The 19770-nt window shown below is 35.9% G+C and carries 18 protein-coding genes; 11 read left to right on the forward strand and 7 right to left on the reverse strand.

Annotation, left to right across the window (positions count from 1 at the left end):
* Positions 1–21: 21 nt before the first annotated feature.
* A complete protein-coding gene (locus ACIEHO_RS12910; protein ID WP_406972361.1) occupies positions 22–1206 on the forward strand; it encodes a pyridoxal phosphate-dependent aminotransferase in 1185 nt (394 codons plus the stop codon).
* An 86-nt stretch (positions 1207–1292) separates the two neighbouring features.
* Here the strand turns inward: ACIEHO_RS12910 and ACIEHO_RS12915 are convergent, their stop codons facing one another.
* The 3 genes from ACIEHO_RS12915 to trkA form a co-directional block, all read right to left on the reverse strand.
* On the reverse strand, positions 1293–1799 hold the full coding sequence (locus tag ACIEHO_RS12915) for a hypothetical protein (RefSeq protein ID WP_406972363.1): 507 nt from the start codon (positions 1797–1799) through the stop codon (positions 1293–1295).
* Positions 1800–1878: 79 nt separating this feature from the next.
* On the reverse strand, positions 1879–3372 hold the full coding sequence (locus ACIEHO_RS12920; RefSeq protein ID WP_406972365.1) for a TrkH family potassium uptake protein: 1494 nt from the start codon (positions 3370–3372) through the stop codon (positions 1879–1881).
* Between the two features lie 6 nt (positions 3373–3378).
* Positions 3379–4728: a Trk system potassium transporter TrkA gene (gene trkA, locus ACIEHO_RS12925; protein ID WP_406972367.1), complete on the reverse strand. Its 1350-nt coding sequence runs from the start codon at positions 4726–4728 to the stop codon at positions 3379–3381.
* 137 nt (positions 4729–4865) lie between these two features.
* Between trkA and ubiE the strand changes: the two genes are divergently transcribed.
* Both ubiE and porT read left to right on the forward strand, forming a co-directional pair.
* The gene (gene ubiE / locus ACIEHO_RS12930) at positions 4866–5594 is read left to right on the forward strand and encodes a bifunctional demethylmenaquinone methyltransferase/2-methoxy-6-polyprenyl-1,4-benzoquinol methylase UbiE (protein WP_406972369.1); all 729 of its coding nucleotides are present in this window, start codon (positions 4866–4868) and stop codon (positions 5592–5594) included.
* A 1-nt stretch (position 5595) separates the two neighbouring features.
* Entirely contained in the window at positions 5596–6330 is a 735-nt protein-coding gene (porT, locus tag ACIEHO_RS12935; RefSeq protein ID WP_406972371.1) for a type IX secretion/gliding motility protein PorT/SprT, read from the forward strand.
* Here the strand turns inward: porT and ACIEHO_RS12940 are convergent, their stop codons facing one another.
* A complete protein-coding gene (locus ACIEHO_RS12940; RefSeq protein ID WP_406972373.1) occupies positions 6331–7056 on the reverse strand; it encodes a TrmH family RNA methyltransferase in 726 nt (241 codons plus the stop codon).
* 168 nt (positions 7057–7224) lie between these two features.
* Here ACIEHO_RS12940 and tamL point away from each other — a divergent pair, with 168 nt between their 5' ends.
* From tamL to accD, 3 genes are all read left to right on the forward strand, one after another.
* Positions 7225–9771 carry a translocation and assembly module lipoprotein TamL gene (gene tamL, locus ACIEHO_RS12945; RefSeq protein WP_406972375.1) on the forward strand — a complete coding sequence of 849 codons (2547 nt, stop codon included), beginning with the start codon at positions 7225–7227 and terminating at the stop codon, positions 9769–9771.
* 172 nt (positions 9772–9943) lie between these two features.
* Positions 9944–11011 carry a class II fructose-bisphosphate aldolase gene (gene fbaA, locus ACIEHO_RS12950; RefSeq protein WP_406972377.1) on the forward strand — a complete coding sequence of 356 codons (1068 nt, stop codon included), beginning with the start codon at positions 9944–9946 and terminating at the stop codon, positions 11009–11011.
* Between the two features lie 330 nt (positions 11012–11341).
* Positions 11342–12199 (forward strand): acetyl-CoA carboxylase, carboxyltransferase subunit beta, encoded by an 858-nt coding sequence (accD, locus tag ACIEHO_RS12955; RefSeq protein ID WP_406972379.1) that lies wholly within the window; start codon positions 11342–11344, stop codon positions 12197–12199.
* A 58-nt stretch (positions 12200–12257) separates the two neighbouring features.
* Here accD and ACIEHO_RS12960 read toward each other — a convergent pair whose 3' ends face one another.
* Positions 12258–12392: a hypothetical protein gene (locus ACIEHO_RS12960; RefSeq protein ID WP_406972381.1), complete on the reverse strand. Its 135-nt coding sequence runs from the start codon at positions 12390–12392 to the stop codon at positions 12258–12260.
* A 414-nt stretch (positions 12393–12806) separates the two neighbouring features.
* Here ACIEHO_RS12960 and rpsO point away from each other — a divergent pair, with 414 nt between their 5' ends.
* From rpsO to ACIEHO_RS12985, 5 genes are all read left to right on the forward strand, one after another.
* Positions 12807–13076 carry a 30S ribosomal protein S15 gene (gene rpsO / locus ACIEHO_RS12965; protein WP_406972383.1) on the forward strand — a complete coding sequence of 90 codons (270 nt, stop codon included), beginning with the start codon at positions 12807–12809 and terminating at the stop codon, positions 13074–13076.
* Between the two features lie 185 nt (positions 13077–13261).
* Positions 13262–15514, forward strand: a complete 2253-nt coding sequence (locus tag ACIEHO_RS12970; RefSeq protein WP_406972385.1) for a polyribonucleotide nucleotidyltransferase — start codon at positions 13262–13264, stop codon at positions 15512–15514.
* Between the two features lie 410 nt (positions 15515–15924).
* Positions 15925–16731 carry a pyrroline-5-carboxylate reductase gene (gene proC / locus ACIEHO_RS12975; RefSeq protein WP_406972387.1) on the forward strand — a complete coding sequence of 269 codons (807 nt, stop codon included), beginning with the start codon at positions 15925–15927 and terminating at the stop codon, positions 16729–16731.
* A 1-nt stretch (position 16732) separates the two neighbouring features.
* Positions 16733–17515: a glutamate 5-kinase gene (gene proB / locus ACIEHO_RS12980; RefSeq protein ID WP_406972389.1), complete on the forward strand. Its 783-nt coding sequence runs from the start codon at positions 16733–16735 to the stop codon at positions 17513–17515.
* 12 nt (positions 17516–17527) lie between these two features.
* Positions 17528–18727 (forward strand): glutamate-5-semialdehyde dehydrogenase, encoded by a 1200-nt coding sequence (locus ACIEHO_RS12985; protein WP_406972391.1) that lies wholly within the window; start codon positions 17528–17530, stop codon positions 18725–18727.
* A 95-nt stretch (positions 18728–18822) separates the two neighbouring features.
* Here the strand turns inward: ACIEHO_RS12985 and ACIEHO_RS12990 are convergent, their stop codons facing one another.
* Together ACIEHO_RS12990 and ACIEHO_RS12995 are read right to left on the reverse strand one after the other, a co-directional pair.
* The gene (locus ACIEHO_RS12990) at positions 18823–19221 is read right to left on the reverse strand and encodes a hypothetical protein (protein WP_406972393.1); all 399 of its coding nucleotides are present in this window, start codon (positions 19219–19221) and stop codon (positions 18823–18825) included.
* 14 nt (positions 19222–19235) lie between these two features.
* On the reverse strand, positions 19236–19751 hold the full coding sequence (locus tag ACIEHO_RS12995; protein WP_406972395.1) for a glycine zipper family protein: 516 nt from the start codon (positions 19749–19751) through the stop codon (positions 19236–19238).
* Positions 19752–19770: the final 19 nt, after the last annotated feature.

Here is a 19770-nt window from a genome sequence, read left to right on the forward strand (position 1 = left end):
CAATTTATTTACCTAAATTACATGCAATTACTATCTGATAGAATTTTAAACATGGCTACGTCTGCAACGTTAGCCATGGCAGCCAAAGCAAGAGAATTAAGGGGCGAAGGCAAAGATATTATTGGTTTAAGTCTTGGTGAACCAGACTTTAACACCCCTGATTTCATTAAAGACGCAGCTATACAAGCGATTAACGACAATTACAACTCGTATTCGCCTGTTGATGGTTATGCCGATTTAAAAGAGGCCATTATCACCAAGTTTAAACGCGATAACAATTTAACTTACACACTACCACAAATTGTAGTTTCAACCGGGGCTAAACAATCTTTGGCCAATATCGCTGGAGTTATGCTCAATAAAGGTGATGAAGTTATTTTACCATGCCCATATTGGGTAAGCTACTCGGATATTGTAAAGTTGAATGATGGTACTCCAGTAGAGGTAAAAACGACAATCGACACTGATTTTAAAATGACACCAGAGCAATTGGAGGCTGCTATTACACCAAATACAAAAATGATGTGGTTCAGTTCGCCTTGTAACCCAAGTGGATCTGTTTACAGCAAAGAGGAATTGAGAGGTTTAGCCGATGTTTTGGTGAAACACCCTAATATTTATGTGGTTTCTGATGAAATTTATGAGCATATCAATTATGGCGAAGGTCATGCCAGCATTGCGGAGTTTGATGATATGTACGACCGAACAATAACTGTAAATGGTGTATCGAAAGCGTTTGCAATGACCGGATGGCGTATTGGTTACATTGGTGCTCCAGAAAAAATAGCCAGGGCTTGCAACAAGCTCCAAGGTCAAATTACCAGTGGCGCAAACTGTATTGCACAGCGCGCTGTAATTACCGCTTGTAATGAATCGCCAGAAAAGGTGAAATACATGATAGATGAGTTTAAAGAGCGTCGCGATTTAATTTTAGGATTATTGGGCGACATTGAAGGCTTTAAAACCAATACCCCAGAAGGTGCGTTTTATGTATTCCCTAACGTAACACATTACTTCGGAAAAACATTAAAAGGTAAAAAGATAAACAACGCTACCGATTTTTCTTTGTACTTATTGGAAGAAGCGCTTGTAGCCACCGTAACTGGTGAAGCTTTTGGAAATCCAGATTGTATTAGGATTTCGTATGCGGCTTCCAAAGAACAAATTATTGAAGCGATTAAGCGAATTAAGGAGGCGGTTAGTTAACATTTCTGACTAAATTAAATTAAATAATTATTGAACCTGCCAGATTTTAAAATCTGGCAGGTTTTTATTTCGAATAAAGATGTTAATTAATATCCTTCAAACCGTTCACTAAAGCAGTCAATGCCTTCTGTATGGTTTAAACGTTCTATTTTTTCTGAAGCAGTATTGGCTCTCCAAACTTCTGCGATATCTTTAATTTTCAAACTATCCGTTTTCTTAACAACCGCTATAAGGTTTTCATCACTTTCATCGTTAATTTCACAATATCCGATAGTTACAAACGTAGAATCGTCCCTTTTCAAAATAACCAAAGTATCTAAAACTTTATAAATTCTTTTCGCGGAAGAATCTCTGGAAATTCTATTAAAAAGAATTAAGTTCTGTTTTGAATTTTCTAAATGAAGCACACCGTGCTTAGCCTCAATGTTATTATCATAAATGATGGTATCACTTATTTTGGTATAGGCTGACAAAACTTTAAATTTCTTAAAATTTTGAAACGCTTTTCCGATTACAGAATCGGTGTTATTATCCGTTTTATCAACACAATTTATTAATAATAGGAACGAAGGAATAAAGAGTAGATATTTCACAAGGTTTAATTTGTAATCATATAATGAATCACAAAAATCATTCCGAAGGAATTAAAAGAAGTATATGTTTAGAAGAAACCTATCTATTCCGCCAAAAGAACGGTGTAAACAGAATAAGCACCGTAAAGAGCTCTAAACGGCCAATAAGCATTAAAAACGAAGCCCACCATTGCGCTAAATCAGGCAGCGCCGCATAATTGTTTACAGGCCCAAAATCACCCAAAGCTGGCCCAACATTCCCAAGTGTAGATGCCGACAAACCAATAGCCGATTTAAAATCAAGCCCAAACATAGAAAAGACTAAAGCACCGATTATAAATGACAACATATATAGGATAAAAAATCCAAGAATATTAAATACAATATCGCCCGTAATGGCTCTTTTATTATAACGCACGGGTAAAATGGCACTGGGGTGCAAGGTGCGTTTAAATTCCAGAAACCCATTTTTTATCAGTATAAGGTGGCGCACTACTTTTACACCTCCAGAAGTACTACCGGCTGATCCTCCAAGAAACATCAGTCCAAAAAAGAACACCACCAAAAACGGCGTCCACATGGTATAATCGGCAGTAACAAAACCTGTGGTGGTTATCACCGAAATGACTTGAAATAATCCGTGCCTAAATGCACTTTCACCTTTACCCCAAACCATGGGGTGATCCACTGAAGAAGCTGACACATCTGCTCCAAAATAAATGAGCAAGGCTGCAATAATGGTAAAAATGGCGATAAACTTAAAGTATAGTTTAAATTCTTCATCTTGAATTACTTTTTGCACTTTTCCTTTAAAGGCAAAATAACTGAGCACAAAGTTGGTGCCCGCCAAAAACATAAACAAAATAATTATGTATTGAATCACCGGGCTATCATTCCAATAAGCCACACTGGCATTTTTTGTAGAAAAACCCCCAGTTGACAGAGTACAGAGCGCATGGTTTATGGCATCAAAAAACGACATTCCTGCAACGCTTAACAGCAATGTTTCGATAGCAGTATACCCAAAATAGATGAGCCACAAACGCTTCGCTGTATCCGTAATTCTGGGGTGTAATTTATCGGCACTGGGCCCAGGAGCCTCGGCTGCAAAAAGCTGCATACCACCAATTCCCAATAAAGGCAAAATAGCAATGGCTAAAACGATAATACCCATACCGCCTATCCAATGAGTTAGGCTTCGCCAAAACAAAACACCTTCGGGCATGGCTTCAATATCGTTTAAAATAGAAGCGCCCGTTGTGGTATAGCCCGACATGGTTTCGAAAAAGGCATTGGTAAAACTGGGTATACTTTCTGTTAGGAGATAAGGCAATGTACCAGAAAGCGACATAATTATCCAACCGAAACCTACAACAATATAACCTTCACGTTTATTTATTTCTTTTCTATGGCTTTTGGTAAGTAACATGGCAACCGCCCCTATTGCTGAGGCTATAATTCCTGACAAAACCAACCGCAAGGTCACGCCATCTTGATAGATTAAACTTACTAGGGCTGACAACAGCATAAAGCCACCATTAAAAAGAAATAGCAGTCCTAAGAAATGAAAAATAATTTTGTAGTTAAGTTTCATCTGTTTTTATCGAAACAATCGTTCTACACCTTTAATAGATTGCAACAAGCTACAAACAACCACACGGTCGCCTTCACGAATTTTAAAATCGCCCAAAGCAATAATTCCTTCGCCATTTCTTACTACACCACCAATAATGGCCGATCTAGGGAAATCGATATTCTTAATAAATTTGTTACATACCGCAGAAGTTGGCCTAACTTCAAACTCCAACAACTCGGCGTTCATATTGTTCAGCTTGGTCATGGCCACAACCTCACCTTTTCTTATATATCTAAAAATTGTATTTGCTGCAAGTAGCTTTTTATTAATCAGCGTTTCAATACCAACGGAATGGGATAATTCAAAATAATCCATATTCTCAACCAGCGCCACCGTTTTTTTAACCCCTTTTGATTTTGCAACCAAACAAGACATGATATTGGTTTCAGAATTGGCCCCAACCGCAATAAAAGCATCCATATCACCAATGCTTTCTTCTTCTAATACATCTACATTCTTACCATCGCTTTGTATGACCAAAACATTTGGCAAATCATCTGCAATATCGAAAGCACGCTCTCTATTGGCTTCTAAAAGTTTTACGTTGAATCCCTTTTGGCTTAAATCGCGAGCCGATTTATACCCTATTCGGCTACCTCCCAATATCATTACATTTTTAATATCGGTATTGGCCTTTCCAGTTAGACGACAAAGTTCTTCACCTCCACCTTCAGAAGTTATAAACACCACACTATCCCCCCTTTTAAATTGGGTATCACCACGAGGAATAATCGTGTATTGTGTTCCGAAACGTTGAATTGCTATAGGAACGAAATGAATTTCAGGAAATATTTTAGCAGCTTCCTTTACGGTTTTACCAACGAAAGAAGCCGACCTAGAAAGTGTTAAGCCTGCCATAGTTAGAGCCCCATTTTCAAATTCATAGGTATCGTTAAAAGATGACTGCTTTAGCGACAATTCAATCTCTGAAGCGGCCAAAGACTCTGGGGATATTAACTCATCAATTCCCAATTCCGTAAAACCAACTTCGTCTTTATGACGAATAAATTCTGTGTTGGAAATTCTTGCAATCGTTTTTTTCGACCCCAATTGCTTGCCTAAAACGCAAGCAGTAATATTGGTGGTTTCACTCGAAGTAACCGCAATAAACAAATCAGAAGACTCTACCCGAGCATCCTTTAATATAGCAATTGAAGTGGCGTCGCCACGTATAACTTTAATATCTAAATGCGTATCTGCGTAAGCTAAACTTTCTTTATCAGTGTCTATTAAGGTAATCTCTTGAGACTCGTAAGACAACAGTTTTGCTAAATGAAACCCTACTTCACCAGCTCCAGCAATAATAATTTTCATTATCTATTAATCATAAAAAGTATGACAAATATACTATAAATTAGGTATTGACATATTAATTTACTCTTTTATAATAATATGCATCTTATTATTTTATGCATCTGTAAAAGTTTATATTTGTCGAAAATTTTTCAGATTTGTCAAAAGTTAAGCCCTATAAAAATAGTGATTTAGGTAAAAAAGAACAGGTTACTAAAATGTTCGATACCATTTCTGGAGACTACGACGGTCTTAACCGCGTTATTTCTTTTGGAATAGACATTAAATGGCGAAAAAAAGTGGTAAAAATGGTTGCCCAAAACAACCCTAAGACCATTTTAGATATTGCTACTGGCACCGGCGATTTGGCCATAAATTTAGTTGAAACTAATGCCAATGAAATTGTAGGCTTAGACATAAGTTCTGGTATGTTGGACATAGGAAAAGAAAAAATAAAAAAGAAAGGCTTAGAGTCTAAAATTGAAATGGTTTTGGGCGACAGTGAAAATATGCCTTTTGACGACAATACCTTTGATGCCATTACCGTAGCCTTTGGTGTACGTAACTTCGAAAATTTAGAAATCGGACTGAAAGAAATTTTAAGAGTGCTGAAACCAAATGGTTCTTTTGTTATTTTGGAAACCTCTATCCCCACGAAAACACCATACAAACAAGGCTATAAATTTTACACAAAAAATATTTTACCGCTAATCGGTAAAGTGTTTTCGAAAGATAGAAGTGCCTATCAGTACCTATCTGAATCGGCTTCTGTTTTTCCTTATGGAGAAGCTTTAAACAATATTTTACGCAAAATTGGGTTTATAAATGTTGAAGATTTTCCACAAACTTTTGGTGTGGCCACAATCTATAAATCATCCAAGTCATAACATGAAGTACTTTTTTGTAGTAATATCATTTTTATTTATAACACAAACCACTAGTGCCCAGCTTTTTAAAAAAGAAAAAGTAACGTACGATGCCAACCAAGGTCGCGGATCTACCGATAACAACTTACTGCGTTGGGGCTACTTTTTAGGAATCAGTAATTACGATTTCAACTTTGATTACAATAACGATTTACGTGATGATATTTATGTTAAACGAAGTCCTGGTTTTAACGTAGGACTCATAGGAAATTTACGCATAAACAGTTTTATCGATTTGCGTTTAGAGCCGGGATTATTAATCACAACTCGAGAGCTTAATTATAGCCAAGAATATTTTCAAGGAGTACCCGATGTAAAATCATCAGATTTAATAAGAGAAGTAAAATCTACCTACATCCACGTACCTCTTTTGGTAAAAGTTTCCACTAAACGAATCAATAATTTCAAACCATTTATTGTTGGTGGTTTTTCAACGGCATTAAACCTTTCGAGTAACGAAAAAAACCCAGAAGACAACAGCAATGGGCAATTTAGAACTACTAAAAACTCTATTTTTTACGAGTTAGGTTTTGGTATTGATTTTTACTTGTATAATTTTAAGTTTACACCTTCTATCCGTGGACTTTTCGGAATTAATGATGAGTTAGTAAGAGATGAAGACCCCAGTAGCCCATGGACGAGCAACATAAACAGTATGAAATCGCGCGGGGTGTTTATTAATTTCACCTTTCAGTAATTAACAAGAACCTCTTTTAAATTCACTCAACAAAATGGCTGTTGCCGTTGCTACATTAAGGCTTTCGGCGGCTTGTAAATCTCCAAATCGCGGTATCGCTAATCTTTCTGTTACAATAGCTTCAATTTCTTTTGATATACCATTGGCCTCATTACCCATAACCAGAGCGCCTCGCTTCGGCAAATTGGACGAGTACACATTTTTGCCATCCATAAATGCACCAAAAACCGAGCCGTCGTAGGTGTTTAAAAATACTTTTAAATCTACATAAATTATATTAACCCGCGTTATGGAGCCCATGGTAGCCTGCACTACTTTTGGATTAAAACAATCTACCGTGTGGTTGCTGCAGACCAAATCTTTTATACCAAACCAATCGCAAAGCCTAATAATAGTACCAAGATTCCCTGGATCGCTTACAGCGTCCAAAATCAAAATAAGTCCTTTATTATTAACGGGTTGTTCATTCGGAATTTCAAAAACAGCCAATGCTGTATTCGGTGTCTTTAAAAAACTGATGCGCTTTAGATCTTTTTCTGAGATTACGGTTTCATCTTTGGCATCAATATTGAATGACTTTGTGGTAAATAATGCATGAAGTTTAAGTGATGATTCCAAAAGTTCGCTTATGGTTTTTACACCTTCAGCAACAAATAAACCATATTGTTGTCTAAACTTTTTTTGCTTTAAACTGTTTATTAGTTTGATTTGACTCTTAGTAATCATCGCGTAAATGTAAATTTTTATAAAGAAAAGAAAATAATACGAAGCGCTGAAAATTATACTATTTATTTAAGTCTAAATAGTGTATTTTTGAACAAGTAAAAGGGCTGTTCTAAATTTTTAAGAACGGCAGATTTTGAAAAGAACGTCTTTAAAAAACCCGAATTTCATTTGAAATACCAACTCTTAAAAATATCTATTTTAATCATTTTTACGAGATGTCTTCTATCTTGTGATGCGGCAAGAAGAGTTGCTGAGGACGAACACCTATTGACGAAAAACACGGTAATAGTTAATGAAAAAAAAGACAATACCGTTAACATAAATAATCTCCTTTATCAGAAGGCCAACCGAAAAATTGCTGGCATTCCACTTAGATTACACATATACAACCTTGCCCGCCCAAATAGAGATTCTCTTTTTGAAGCCTGGCTGGACAAAAAGCCAAATCGAAGAGAGCGACTTATTAAAAGATATTCAAAAAAACAGATTGATAAATTAAAAGCTTCTGCAAAAGGTTTCAACAATTGGCTTAAAAGAACTGGAGAACCACCAACTATTGTAGATGAGGAAAAAACAAAAAAATCTGTAAAAAGGCTTCAAGACTATTATATAAACAATGGTTGGTTTAATGTTGAAACTAATTACGACATCAGCAAGAATGATAACAAACGGGCAGAAATAAAATATGAAGTTGAAACAGGAAATCCTTTTGTTCTGGATTCTATTTCGGAAATTATAAAATCCCCAGTAATAAGAGACCTTTACAAGAACATAGAAAGTGATGCCATAATAAAACCTGGAGAGCAATACAGAACCTTGAAATTTGAGCAAGAACGTGAGCGTATTTCCAACGACTTGAGAAACTCCGGTGTTTACCACTTTAATCAAGATTATATTTCTTTTGAAATGGACACTATTGGCACCAATAAAAAAGTAAATGTCGATATTATTGTGCAAGACAGAGCTGTAAGAGCTGCCGATTCCATAAGGCGCGAACCCTTCGAAATTTACAAAATAAGAGATGTAAATATTATTACGGATTACACTTTCGAAAATCGAGGCAAACCCTTTCAAGATTCCATTTACTATAATGGATACAAGCTTTACAGTTATAACAAAATGCGATACCAGCCTAAAGCATTAACCGATGCGGTTTTTATAACGCCTGGAGAAGTTTTTAGAGATATAGACAGAACCCGTACTTACCGACATTTAAATGAACTGCGTACCTTTAAGTACCCCAATATTGAGTATATTGAAAATCCAGACAATACACTTACCGACACCATAAGGCTTACCCCATTAAAAAAATTCAATTTGGGTTTTAGCGCAGATGTGTCGCAAAGTAACATACAATCAGTAGGGCTTTCGTTAAACCCCAGTTTGCTTATAAGAAATATTTTTAGAGGCGCCGAAACCTTACAAATTTCAGCAATTGGATCTATTGGCTCATCTAAAGACGCGCAAGAGGGGGATCCGTTTTTTGACATCAATGAGTTTGGACTAGATGTTAAGCTGACCATCCCAAGGTTATTTTCACCCTTTTATACTGAAAACCTTATCCCTAAATACATGCTACCTAGCACGAGAATTAGTTTAGCCTCAACCAGCCAAACCAATATTGGTCTTGACAAACAAACCTTTAGCGGAATTTTTAACTACAACTGGCACCCTAATGACAATGCCACCAACAGGCTGGACGTGTTTAACGCTCAATATGTTAAAAACTTGAATGTTGACAATTATTTTAACGTTTACAATACCTCGTTTAACAACCTGCAAAACATAGCTCTGAATTCTTACAATACACCATCAGATTTTATTGAACTGAACGAAAATGGCAACCCTGAACTCATCAAATCTAAATCGGATGAGTTTATGGATTTGGTTTTAACAGACAACAACTACCAAAACAGCAACCCTTCAGAATATAAAGAAGTAAATGGAATAAAAGAGAGAAAAGAACGACTTACTGAAAACAACCTAATAATCTCTTCAAGTTTTAACTTAACGTATGACGAGCGGACGAATTTATTTGATGAAGATTTTTTTATCTTTCGTTTTAAACTCGAGTTTGCCGGTAATTTACTGGCCGCTGGATCTGAGCTTTTAGGATTTCAAAAAAACAGCAACAATCGTTTTGAATTGTTCGATGTGGCCTATTCGCAATACGCAAAAACCGAACTTGAATATACTAAGCACTGGGATTTAGGAAAGAAAAACGTATTGGCCATGCGAAGTTTTGTTGGTATTGCCATTCCCTACGGCAACTCTAATAGTATTCCCTTTGCTAGGAGTTTCTTTGCAGGAGGCCCTAACGATAATAGAGCATGGACGGCTTATAGCTTGGGGCCAGGAAGTAGCAACACCACCAACGAATTTAATGAAGCCAACTTAAAATTAGCTTTAGGCGCAGAACAACGTTTTAATATATTTGAAGATTTAAACGGAGCTATTTTTGTTGATGCAGGAAACATCTGGAATGTTCTTGATAATACCACAACTGAAGGTGCTGTTTTCAATAGTTTTAGTTCGTTAAAAGATATTGCCATTGGCTCTGGATTTGGCTTACGATATGATTTTAGTTTTTTTATTTTTAGATTCGATATTGGTTTTAAAACTTACGACCCTTTTTATGGTGACCAAAATCGCTGGTTTAACGATTATAACTTTTCAAATGCCGTTTACAATATTGGTATTAACTATCCTTTCTAAACAAAAGCAAAAATACATCTTACAAAATTGCTTTGATTTTTAATCAAACTAGAAAAACTATAACGTTTTAGTGTTTTTTATTTAGTTTCAAAACTTAAAACCTCAATAATTTATTTAAAAATTGATTACTTTTGAAAACATATTAATTTACTAATCATATAAATAGAAAAACATGGGACACAACATAAAACCAGGAGTAGCGACCGGTGATGAAGTACAAGCTATATTTAATCATGCGAAGGCCAACAACTATGCATTGCCTGCAGTAAACGTTATAGGGTCGGATACTATTAACGGTGTTTTGGAAACAGCACGTGATTTAAACGCTCCGGTTATTATTCAATTTTCTAATGGTGGTGCTGCATTTAATGCTGGAAAAGGACTAAGCAATGATGGTCAAAAAGCAGCTATTGCGGGCGCTATTGCGGGTGCAAAACATGTTCACGCTTTATCTGAAGCCTATGGTGTTCCTGTAATTTTACATACCGATCACTGTGCAAAAAAATTATTACCTTGGATTGATGGCATGCTAGATGCCAGTGAAAAACATTTTGCTGAAACAGGTAAATCCTTGTTCAGTTCGCACATGATAGATCTTTCGGAAGAGCCTATTGAAGAGAATATCGAAATTTGCAAACAATACCTAGAGCGCATGAGCAAAATGGGAATGACTTTAGAAATTGAGCTTGGTATTACTGGTGGTGAAGAAGATGGAGTTGACAACACTGACGTGGATGATTCTAAATTATACACCCAACCAGAAGAAGTAGCCTATGCTTATGAAGAATTAAGCAAAGTAAGTCCTAGATTTACTATTGCCGCTGCTTTTGGTAACGTTCATGGGGTTTACAAACCAGGTAACGTAAAATTAACGCCGAAAATCTTAAAAAATTCGCAAGAGTACATTACTGAAAAGTACGGAGTTGAGCACAACCATATCGATTTTGTTTTCCATGGCGGTTCAGGTTCTTCAGTTGAAGAAATTCGCGAAGGTATTAGCTATGGTGTTATAAAAATGAATATCGATACTGATTTACAATATGCCTTTATGAGCGGAATTAGAGATTATATGGGTTCAAAAGCTGAATATTTAAAATCTCAAATAGGAAATCCAGATGGAGATGATTCTCCAAACAAAAAATACTATGATCCACGTGTTTGGTTACGTGAAGGTGAAAAAACATTTGTTGAGCGTTTGAAAAAAGCTTTTGAAGACTTAAACAACGTTAACACTTTATAAAAACGATTAACATTCGAATTAAAAAGACCTCTTACAAGAGGTCTTTTTTTTTGATATACAATTTAAAAACAGTATCTTACAATAGCAGTTTAAATGAAAAAACAAACAAAACCTTTATAGGTTACCACAAAATCAAAAAAAGACTTAATTTTGTTGTTGGGCTTTTTGCAAACCAAAATTTGCAACTATTTAAATAGTTTGATATTTTTTACATTTTGAATTGATTTCTCATCAATTTAAATAAAGAAGAACTCATCTAAAATAAAGTCCGAACAGTCTAATTAAGAAGCTTCCTTAGTTATTTAAGGAATAAAAAAACAGAACATTAGTATGTCTTGGTTTAAAAGAAAAACAAAAGGAATTACAACAACAACAGAGGAAAAAAAAGACACCCCAAAAGGGCTGTGGTACAAATCGCCTACTGGAAAAATAGTTGATGCAGAGGAACTTGAAAAAAACTTTTATGTAAGCCCCGAAGACGGCTACCACGTTAGAATTGGAAGTAGAGAGTACTTTCAAATACTTTTTGACGACAATAAATTTAAAGAATTGGATGCTAATTTAGAATCTAAAGACCCTTTAAAGTTTGTCGATACAAAAAAATATCCCGACCGTTTAAAAGCGGCTCAAGAAAAGACCAACTTAAAGGACGCCATTAGAACAGCCGTAGGAAAATCTAAAGGAAAGGATTTGGTTGTGGCCTGTATGGATTTTGCTTTTATTGGTGGGTCGATGGGCAGCGTTGTTGGTGAAAAAATAGCCAGAGCAGCCGATTATGCCTTAAAGAAAAAAATTCCGTTGATGGTAATCTCTAAATCCGGAGGTGCACGTATGATGGAAGCGGCATTTTCTCTGATGCAATTGGCTAAAACCTCGGTAAAATTAGCGCAATTGGCAGATGCTCAAATCCCTTACATATCGCTTTGTACCGATCCAACAACTGGAGGAACAACAGCCTCTTTTGCTATGTTGGGTGATATCAATATTAGCGAGCCAGGTGCTTTAATTGGGTTTGCAGGCCCCAGAATTGTAAGGGACACCACAGGTAAAGATTTACCAGAAGGTTTCCAAACTTCGGAATTTTTGCTGGAACATGGTTTTCTCGACTTTATTACACTTCGGAAGGACCTAAAAAACAAGGTTAACCAATATTTAGATTTGATATTGAATCAACCTTTAAGAGCTTAGTAAAAAATATTTTAAACCTGTCTAACAATAAAGACAGGTTTTTTTATGCACTTTTAAATTATATAGAAAATTCTGTGCCTACATCAACCTCGCTATGCACCTCTACTTTACTTCCTAATGACTCGATGTAATTTTTTGTAATGAACAATACTATGCCTATGGCATCTTTGTAAGAATGGAATGTTTTATACATTTGAAAAAGTTTATTTCCATACTTTTCCATATCAATCCCTTTACCGTTATCCTTTTATTTTAGCACTATATATTCAATATTCATATTAAAAAGCTCATTCTGGTAAAGCCCAAAAGTTCGCTCATACTTTCATTAACCTTTATACAATCACCATCTAAAGTCAATATAGCAACGCCTCTATAGGTATTATTAAAAAAATCCAGAGAATCATAGGTATCGGGAAAATCACTTTGGCGGAAAATGATTTCATATAATAAATGAGTTAATTAAAATACTTAAACTATTAATGTATTATCATAGGGAAATATTACTAAAAGTTATGTAAAAAAACTTTTAAACACAAAAAAGTTGTTATATTTGCCGCTCGAAAGAAAGGCTTTCGTGTACATAACAATCATTTACAATAATATTAGCATGTATTTATCAAAAGAAGAAAAAGAGAACCTTTTCGCAAAACACGGTAAAGATAAAAATGACACCGGTAGTGCTGAAGGACAAATTGCGTTATTTACGCACAGAATCAATCACTTAACACAACACCTTAAGAATAATCAAAAAGATTATAACACAGAACGTTCGTTAGTAAGCTTAGTAGGTAAGCGTCGTTCTTTGCTTGACTACCTAACTAAAAAAGATGTCTTAAGATATCGTGCAATAGTAAAAGAATTAGGATTAAGAAAATAAGAAAAAGAGGTCTATATGGCCTCTTTTTTTGTTTTAAAATACAACTCTGCGCAGAGTATAACAGCGTTTTGAAGAAGCTTATCACAGTTTTTCATTGGTCAATTACAACAACTACACACAACAACACACGACCATTGTTTAACATGATTTGGGCATAAAAACGCTCAAATTACAAGAAAAATTTTATGATTCCACAAGTTTTTAAAGAGGTCATTGACCTCGGTGACGGTAGAGAAATTTCTATCGAAACCGGAAAATTAGCAAAACAGGCTCATGGTAGCGTTGTTGTGCAATCTGGAAACTGTATGCTGCTGTGTACAGTAGTTTCCAATTACAAACAGGCAGATGTTGACTTTTTACCTTTAACGGTAGATTACAGAGAAAAATTTGCTGCTGCGGGTAGATACCCTGGTGGTTTCTTTAAAAGAGAAGCTAGACCAAGTGACGGCGAGGTATTAACCATGCGTTTGGTTGACCGCGTTTTGCGTCCGCTTTTCCCAAAAGATTACCACAGTGAAACTCAAGTAATGATTCAATTGATGTCTCATGATGATGATGTTATGCCAGATGCTATGGCAGGATTAGCGGCTTCGGCAGCTATTCAATTATCTGATTTTCCGTTTGAGTGCGCAATTTCTGAAGCCAGAGTAGGCCGTGTAAATGGTGAATTCATTATTAACCCAACCAGAGCTCAATTGGAGCAATCCGACATCGATATGATGATTGGTGCTTCCGCAGATTCTGTGATGATGGTTGAAGGTGAAATGGATGAGATTTCTGAAGAAGAAATGACTGAAGCGATTAAGTTTGCGCATGAAGCTATTAAAGTACAATGTGCTGCTCAGGTTGCTTTAGCTGAAGCCTTTGGCAAAAAAGAAGTACGCGAGTATGAGCCAGAGCGCGAAGATGAAGATTTAGCAAAGAAAATTCATGACATGGCATACGATAAAGTATATGCCGTTGCAAAAGCAGGTTCTGCAAAACATGAAAGAAGTGCTGCATTCGCTGAAATTAAAGAAGAAATAAAAGCAACTTTTTCTGAAGAAGAATTAGAAGATATCGGTGGCTTAATTTCCAAATATTACAGTAAAGCTGAAAAAGCGGCTGTTAGAGATTTAACTTTAAATGAAGGGCTACGTTTAGACGGGCGACAAACTAACGAAATTAGACCAATTTGGTGTGAGGTTGATTATTTACCTTCTACACATGGTTCGGCAATCTTTACACGTGGGGAAACTCAAGCTTTGGCAACTGTAACTTTAGGAACTTCTAGAGAAGCAAACCAAATAGACATGCCATCTTTTGAAGGTGAAGAGCGTTTCTATTTACACTATAACTTCCCTCCTTTTTCAACGGGTGAAGCAAGACCAATTCGTGGAACATCTCGTCGTGAGGTAGGACACGGAAATTTAGCACAACGTGCGCTTAAAGGTATGGTGCCTGAAGATTGCCCATATACAGTTCGTGTAGTTTCTGAGGTATTAGAAAGTAACGGTTCGTCTTCAATGGCAACGGTTTGTTCTGGTACTATGGCGCTTATGGATGCTGGTGTTCAGCTTAAAAAACCAGTTTCTGGTATTGCTATGGGATTAATTTCTGATGCAGATTCTGGAAAGTATGCTGTATTGTCTGATATTTTAGGTGATGAAGATCATTTAGGAGATATGGACTTTAAAGTAACAGGTACTGCTGATGGTATTACGGCTTGCCAAATGGATATTAAAGTAAAAGGCTTATCATACGAGATTTTAGTGAATGCACTAAAACAAGCTCGTGAAGGTCGTTTACACATTTTAGGTAAATTAACTGATACTATTGCTGCGCCTAATGCAGAAGTTAAAGATCACGCACCTACAATGGTTACAAGACGTATTCCTAATGAATTTATTGGTGCATTAATTGGCCCTGGTGGAAAAGTAATTCAAGAATTACAAAAAGAAACCGAGACTACTATTGTTATTAATGAAGACCCTGTTACCGAAGAAGGTATTGTTGAAGTTTTAGGTGTTGGCAGCAAAGGTATTGATGCTGTTATGGCAAAAATAGACTCTTTATTATTTAAGCCTGAAGTTGGAAGCGTTTACGAAGTTAAAGTAATTAAAATGCTTGATTTTGGTGCTGTGGTAGAGTATACCGATGCTCCAGGAAACGAAGTGTTATTGCACGTAAGCGAGTTAGCTTGGGAACGTACCGAAAACGTAAGCGACGTGGTTAACATGGGCGATGTTTTTGATGTAAAATACTTTGGTATAGATTCTAGAACTCGCAAAGAAAAAGTATCTAGAAAAGCCATTTTACCAAAACCGGAAGGTTTTAAAGAAAGACCTCCACGTGATAATAACCGTGGCGGACGTGATAACCGAGGTAGAGATAATCGTGGACGTGATAACCGTCGCGACGACAGAAGACCACCTAGAGGAGACAAAAAAGACGACTAGCCTTTATTAGTCTTAAATTTTATATAGCCTGTTTCATTTTTTGAGACAGGCTTTTTTTCAACTTTAATTTCACACTAAAAAAATTCTTCAGTTTATAATCTTAACAACATAGTCTTTGCAAAAACCCAACAAATCGGTTAGTTAAAGATACCGTAAAGTAAAAAACCCTGTGTTCAATTCGACCTAGTATTACAAAATTGTCACCGACATCATGTCAGTTTTAACGTTTTTAAAATTTTTAAGATTATTATATACTCAAACATTCAAGTATTTTCATTACGATTATTTCAACAAAACTTCAAAAAGCATTAAATTACCAAAAATCTAAAAATCTAAATTTCATTTTGGCACTGTCGCACAAAAATTGCGGCATATATGTCAAAATTAAGTTTATTAACCAAAAAACATTTATGAAAGTATTAGTAATTGGAGCAGGAAATATGGGTTTAACGTACTCTGAGGGCATGGCTAGTTCACCGCTCTTGAGCCAACACAAATTAAAAATATATGACACTGATCCAGAAAAAATTACAACTTTACAGAAAGACGAACGATTTGATGTTTATGACAATCTTAATGACTGTCTATCAGACGCCGATATTGTTTTTATAGCAGTCAAGCCATATCATAGTGATGCTTTATTTGAGGAAATGAAGCCTATGCTTAACAAAGGGCAAATTATAGTTTCTTTAATGGCAGGTGTTACTATAGAAGCCATTCAACAAAAATTAAACGCCAAAAAAGTAGTTAGAACCATGCCTAACTTACCGGCTCAAGTTGGCAAGGGCGTAACTTCTTTTACCGAATCTGATGATGTTTCGAAAGTAGAACTTGTTATAGTACGTAACCTTTTAGATACTACAGGAGCTTCTATACACGTCAGCACCCAGAATTTTATTGATGCCTCGACGGGAATTTCAGGAAGTGGCCCAGCGTATGTATTCTATTTTATGCAATCTATGTTAGAAGCAGCTAAAAAAATGGGGTTTTCAGAACACGATTCTAAAGTTATGGTGACCAACACGTTTGAGGGCGCCGTTGAACTTTATAAACAATCAGACATAACCCCCGAAACCTGGATAAGCCGTGTAGCTTCAAAAGGAGGCACCACTCAGGCAGCGATAGATTCGATGGTAAGTAATAATGTAAATCAGTTCATTCAAGATGGGGCTTTTGCCGCTTTTAATAGAGCTGTTGAACTAGGTAAAACTGAATAAAATGGCAGAAGACAACGATATAAAAAGAATAGTTGTAAAAGTTGGAACAAATGTACTTACTAACAGAGACAACCGGATTTTAGGTCCAGTATTAAGAGAATTAGTGCGACAAATTGCAGTACTTTACGAACGTGGTATTATGGTCATTTTAGTATCATCAGGTTCAGCTATTGCAGGAAGAGAGGTGCTTGGTACAACCAAAACTAAAAATAAATCCATTCGCCGCCAGATTTATTCTTCTGTTGGACAACCCAGACTGATGCGTTATTATTATAATATTTTTGCCGACTATGGCATGCATTGCGCTCAAGTATTAGCCACTAAACGTGATTTTGATCCTGGTTTACATCGTAAAAATATGATTAATTGCTATGAAGGCTTGCTATCGGAAGGTGTTATCCCTATTGCCAATGAAGATGATGCGGTTTCACTCACCATGTCTATGTTCTCTGACAACGATGAGCTGGCCAGTCTGGTTGCCGAGTTGCTTGATGTTGATAGATTGATTATATTATCTGATACTGATGGTTTGTACACTGGGCATCCAGATGATAAAGGCTCTAAGAAGCTAAGACAAGTAAAAGTTGACGAAAACGTTGAAAAATACGTAAAAGCCTCCAATAAAAAAGAAGGTGAAGGCCGTGGTGGTATGGCATCAAAAATAAAAATTGCAAAAGGTACCGCAGAAAAGGATATCCCAACCTTTATCGCCAACGGAAAACGTAAAAATGTAATTGTTGATATTATTGACAATAAAGAAATAGGCACAAAATTTATACACTAAAAACATAAAAACATGAAACTTTTAAGTTCAGATGTAAAAAATAAAGTGCTTCAATCTATGATCAATATCATAGACCGGGAGCGCGACAATATTATAAAAGCTAACCAAAAAGACTTGGACGCTTTTAACAGAGACGATCAGGCTCTTTATGACCGTTTGGTTGTTAACACAGCAAAAGTTGATGGCATGATTCAAGCCATCAAGGAAGTGAAAGATCAAGACGATCCTGTTGGAAAAGAAATCTCGAATGTAATTCTTGACAGCGGATTAAAAATAACCAATAAAACAGCGCCGTTCGGAACGATTTTAATCATTTATGAATCGCGACCCGACGTTACGATTGAAGCAGCCGTTTTAGCTTTTAAAGCCAACAATAAAATTTTACTAAAAGGCGGAAAAGAAGCCATAAATAGTAATTTAATTTTAGAGGAGTGCTGGCATGAAGCCCTTGAAGAAAACGGACTTTCTAAAGATTGGATAAGGCTCTTGCACCTTCAGCGCGATGAAACCCAAGAATTCTTAAGAAACCCTACGGAGCCTTTAGATTTAATTGTACCACGTGGAGGCGAGCGACTTATTAAATTTGTAAAAGACCACGCCAGTTGTGCCGTATTGATAAGTGGCCGTGGAAACAACTTTTTATATGTATCTGAAGATGCCGATTGGAAAAAAACCATCAAGGTTATTGTTAATGCCAAAACCCATAAAATTTCTGGTTGTAATGCTTTGGATAAAGTTTTAGTCAATAAAAACATTCCTAATTACGAAGCCAAACTAAAAGAGCTTCAAAAAGTGTTGCAAAGTGTTAACGTAAACATCCTTGTTGACGAGAATATTGGTAAAACACTTCAAGATGAAAATAAAATACCAAATGAAGACACTTGGTACGAGGAGTTTTTGGCTTTAAAAATTCTTTTGGCCGAAGTTAGCTCATTGGATGAGGCTATTGAAAAAATCAACACTTATTCTGGCGGACATTCAGCAGCAATTCTTACAGAAGACAAAGACAAAGCCAATTTGTTTATGGAGCAGGTAGATAGCGCCGCTGTTTACCACAATGCCTCTACCCGATTTACTGACGGCGGACAAATGGGCGTTGGTGCCGAATTGGCCATTAGTACAGATAAGCTGCACCACCGAGGCCCTCTGGGATTAAAACAGTTAGTCACCAACAAATACTATGTTTTTGGTGATGGACATGTTAGAGTCTAAAACCATAAATCATCTATAAAATCGATACAGAACCACCTAAATTTTAGGTGGTTCTTCGATTAAACGACATGCTATAATTATTGGTATCATAATCATTACTGTGAATCAGAAAATAAGCTTACCAAATCCCATTTAAAGGGCTCTACGGATATTAAAATAGCCGTTACAATTACCACTACAGGTAGTGCAATAGTTAAAATTGTTGACGTTGTTTTATCCTTCTCCTTAATAGATTGGATATACTCCTGATTTAAAGGAAATTTTAAGGTTTTACCATTGATTCTCTTGATACCATAGTAATGGCCATCTTCAACGGTGACCTTGTAAAATTTATCAATCTTGTTGTTTTTGGCCACAACCTTAACCTTAGATTGATTTTGAACAGCTCTATCTAATGTAACATTTGTCGATTTGTACACTGTGCAGCTTTGCAAAATCACAAACAATGCAAATAGCTCAGCGATTAACTTAATTTGTTTTTTTAGTGTTTTCATTATCGTTAGTTTTTTCAATTAAGTCTATTTGAATTCATTGCTTTCATAAAATCATCCCATTTAGAAGGGTCTCCATTTATAATAATGGTCTTTGATTTTTTAGATAAAATTGTAGCTCCCCCTATTAATGCACCTGCTGGCATACCTAAAATAGCACCTATTGCCGCATTATCTCCTCTTGTAAAACTAATCGAAGTTCCAGGAGGATCTGGTTCTACTAAAGTTGCGCCAGAAATTGCCCCGACAGTCGCACCAATTAAAACGCCCATGCCAATATTATGGCCTCCAGATCTTTTTGTTTTTATATAACCAATTTCCTTTACATTAATATTGAAACTACCTGTTGGTCGTTTCAACCGCAGTATTGAATCATTTAAAGAAACTATCCTTCCTTTATTAATTTTTTTGCCCTTAATGTTATACACTCTAACAAATAGCTTTTCAGAATCAACTTGGGAATGCGAATAATTACTTAAAAGCAGTATAACAACCAAAAAAAGACTTACTGATATTGATTTAAAATTTTCCATAATTATATTTAATTTAATT

Origin of the sequence: Flavisericum labens, assembly GCF_045446075.1 — a bacterium.
GTDB classification, from domain to species: Bacteria; Bacteroidota; Bacteroidia; order Flavobacteriales; family Flavobacteriaceae; genus Flavisericum; species Flavisericum labens.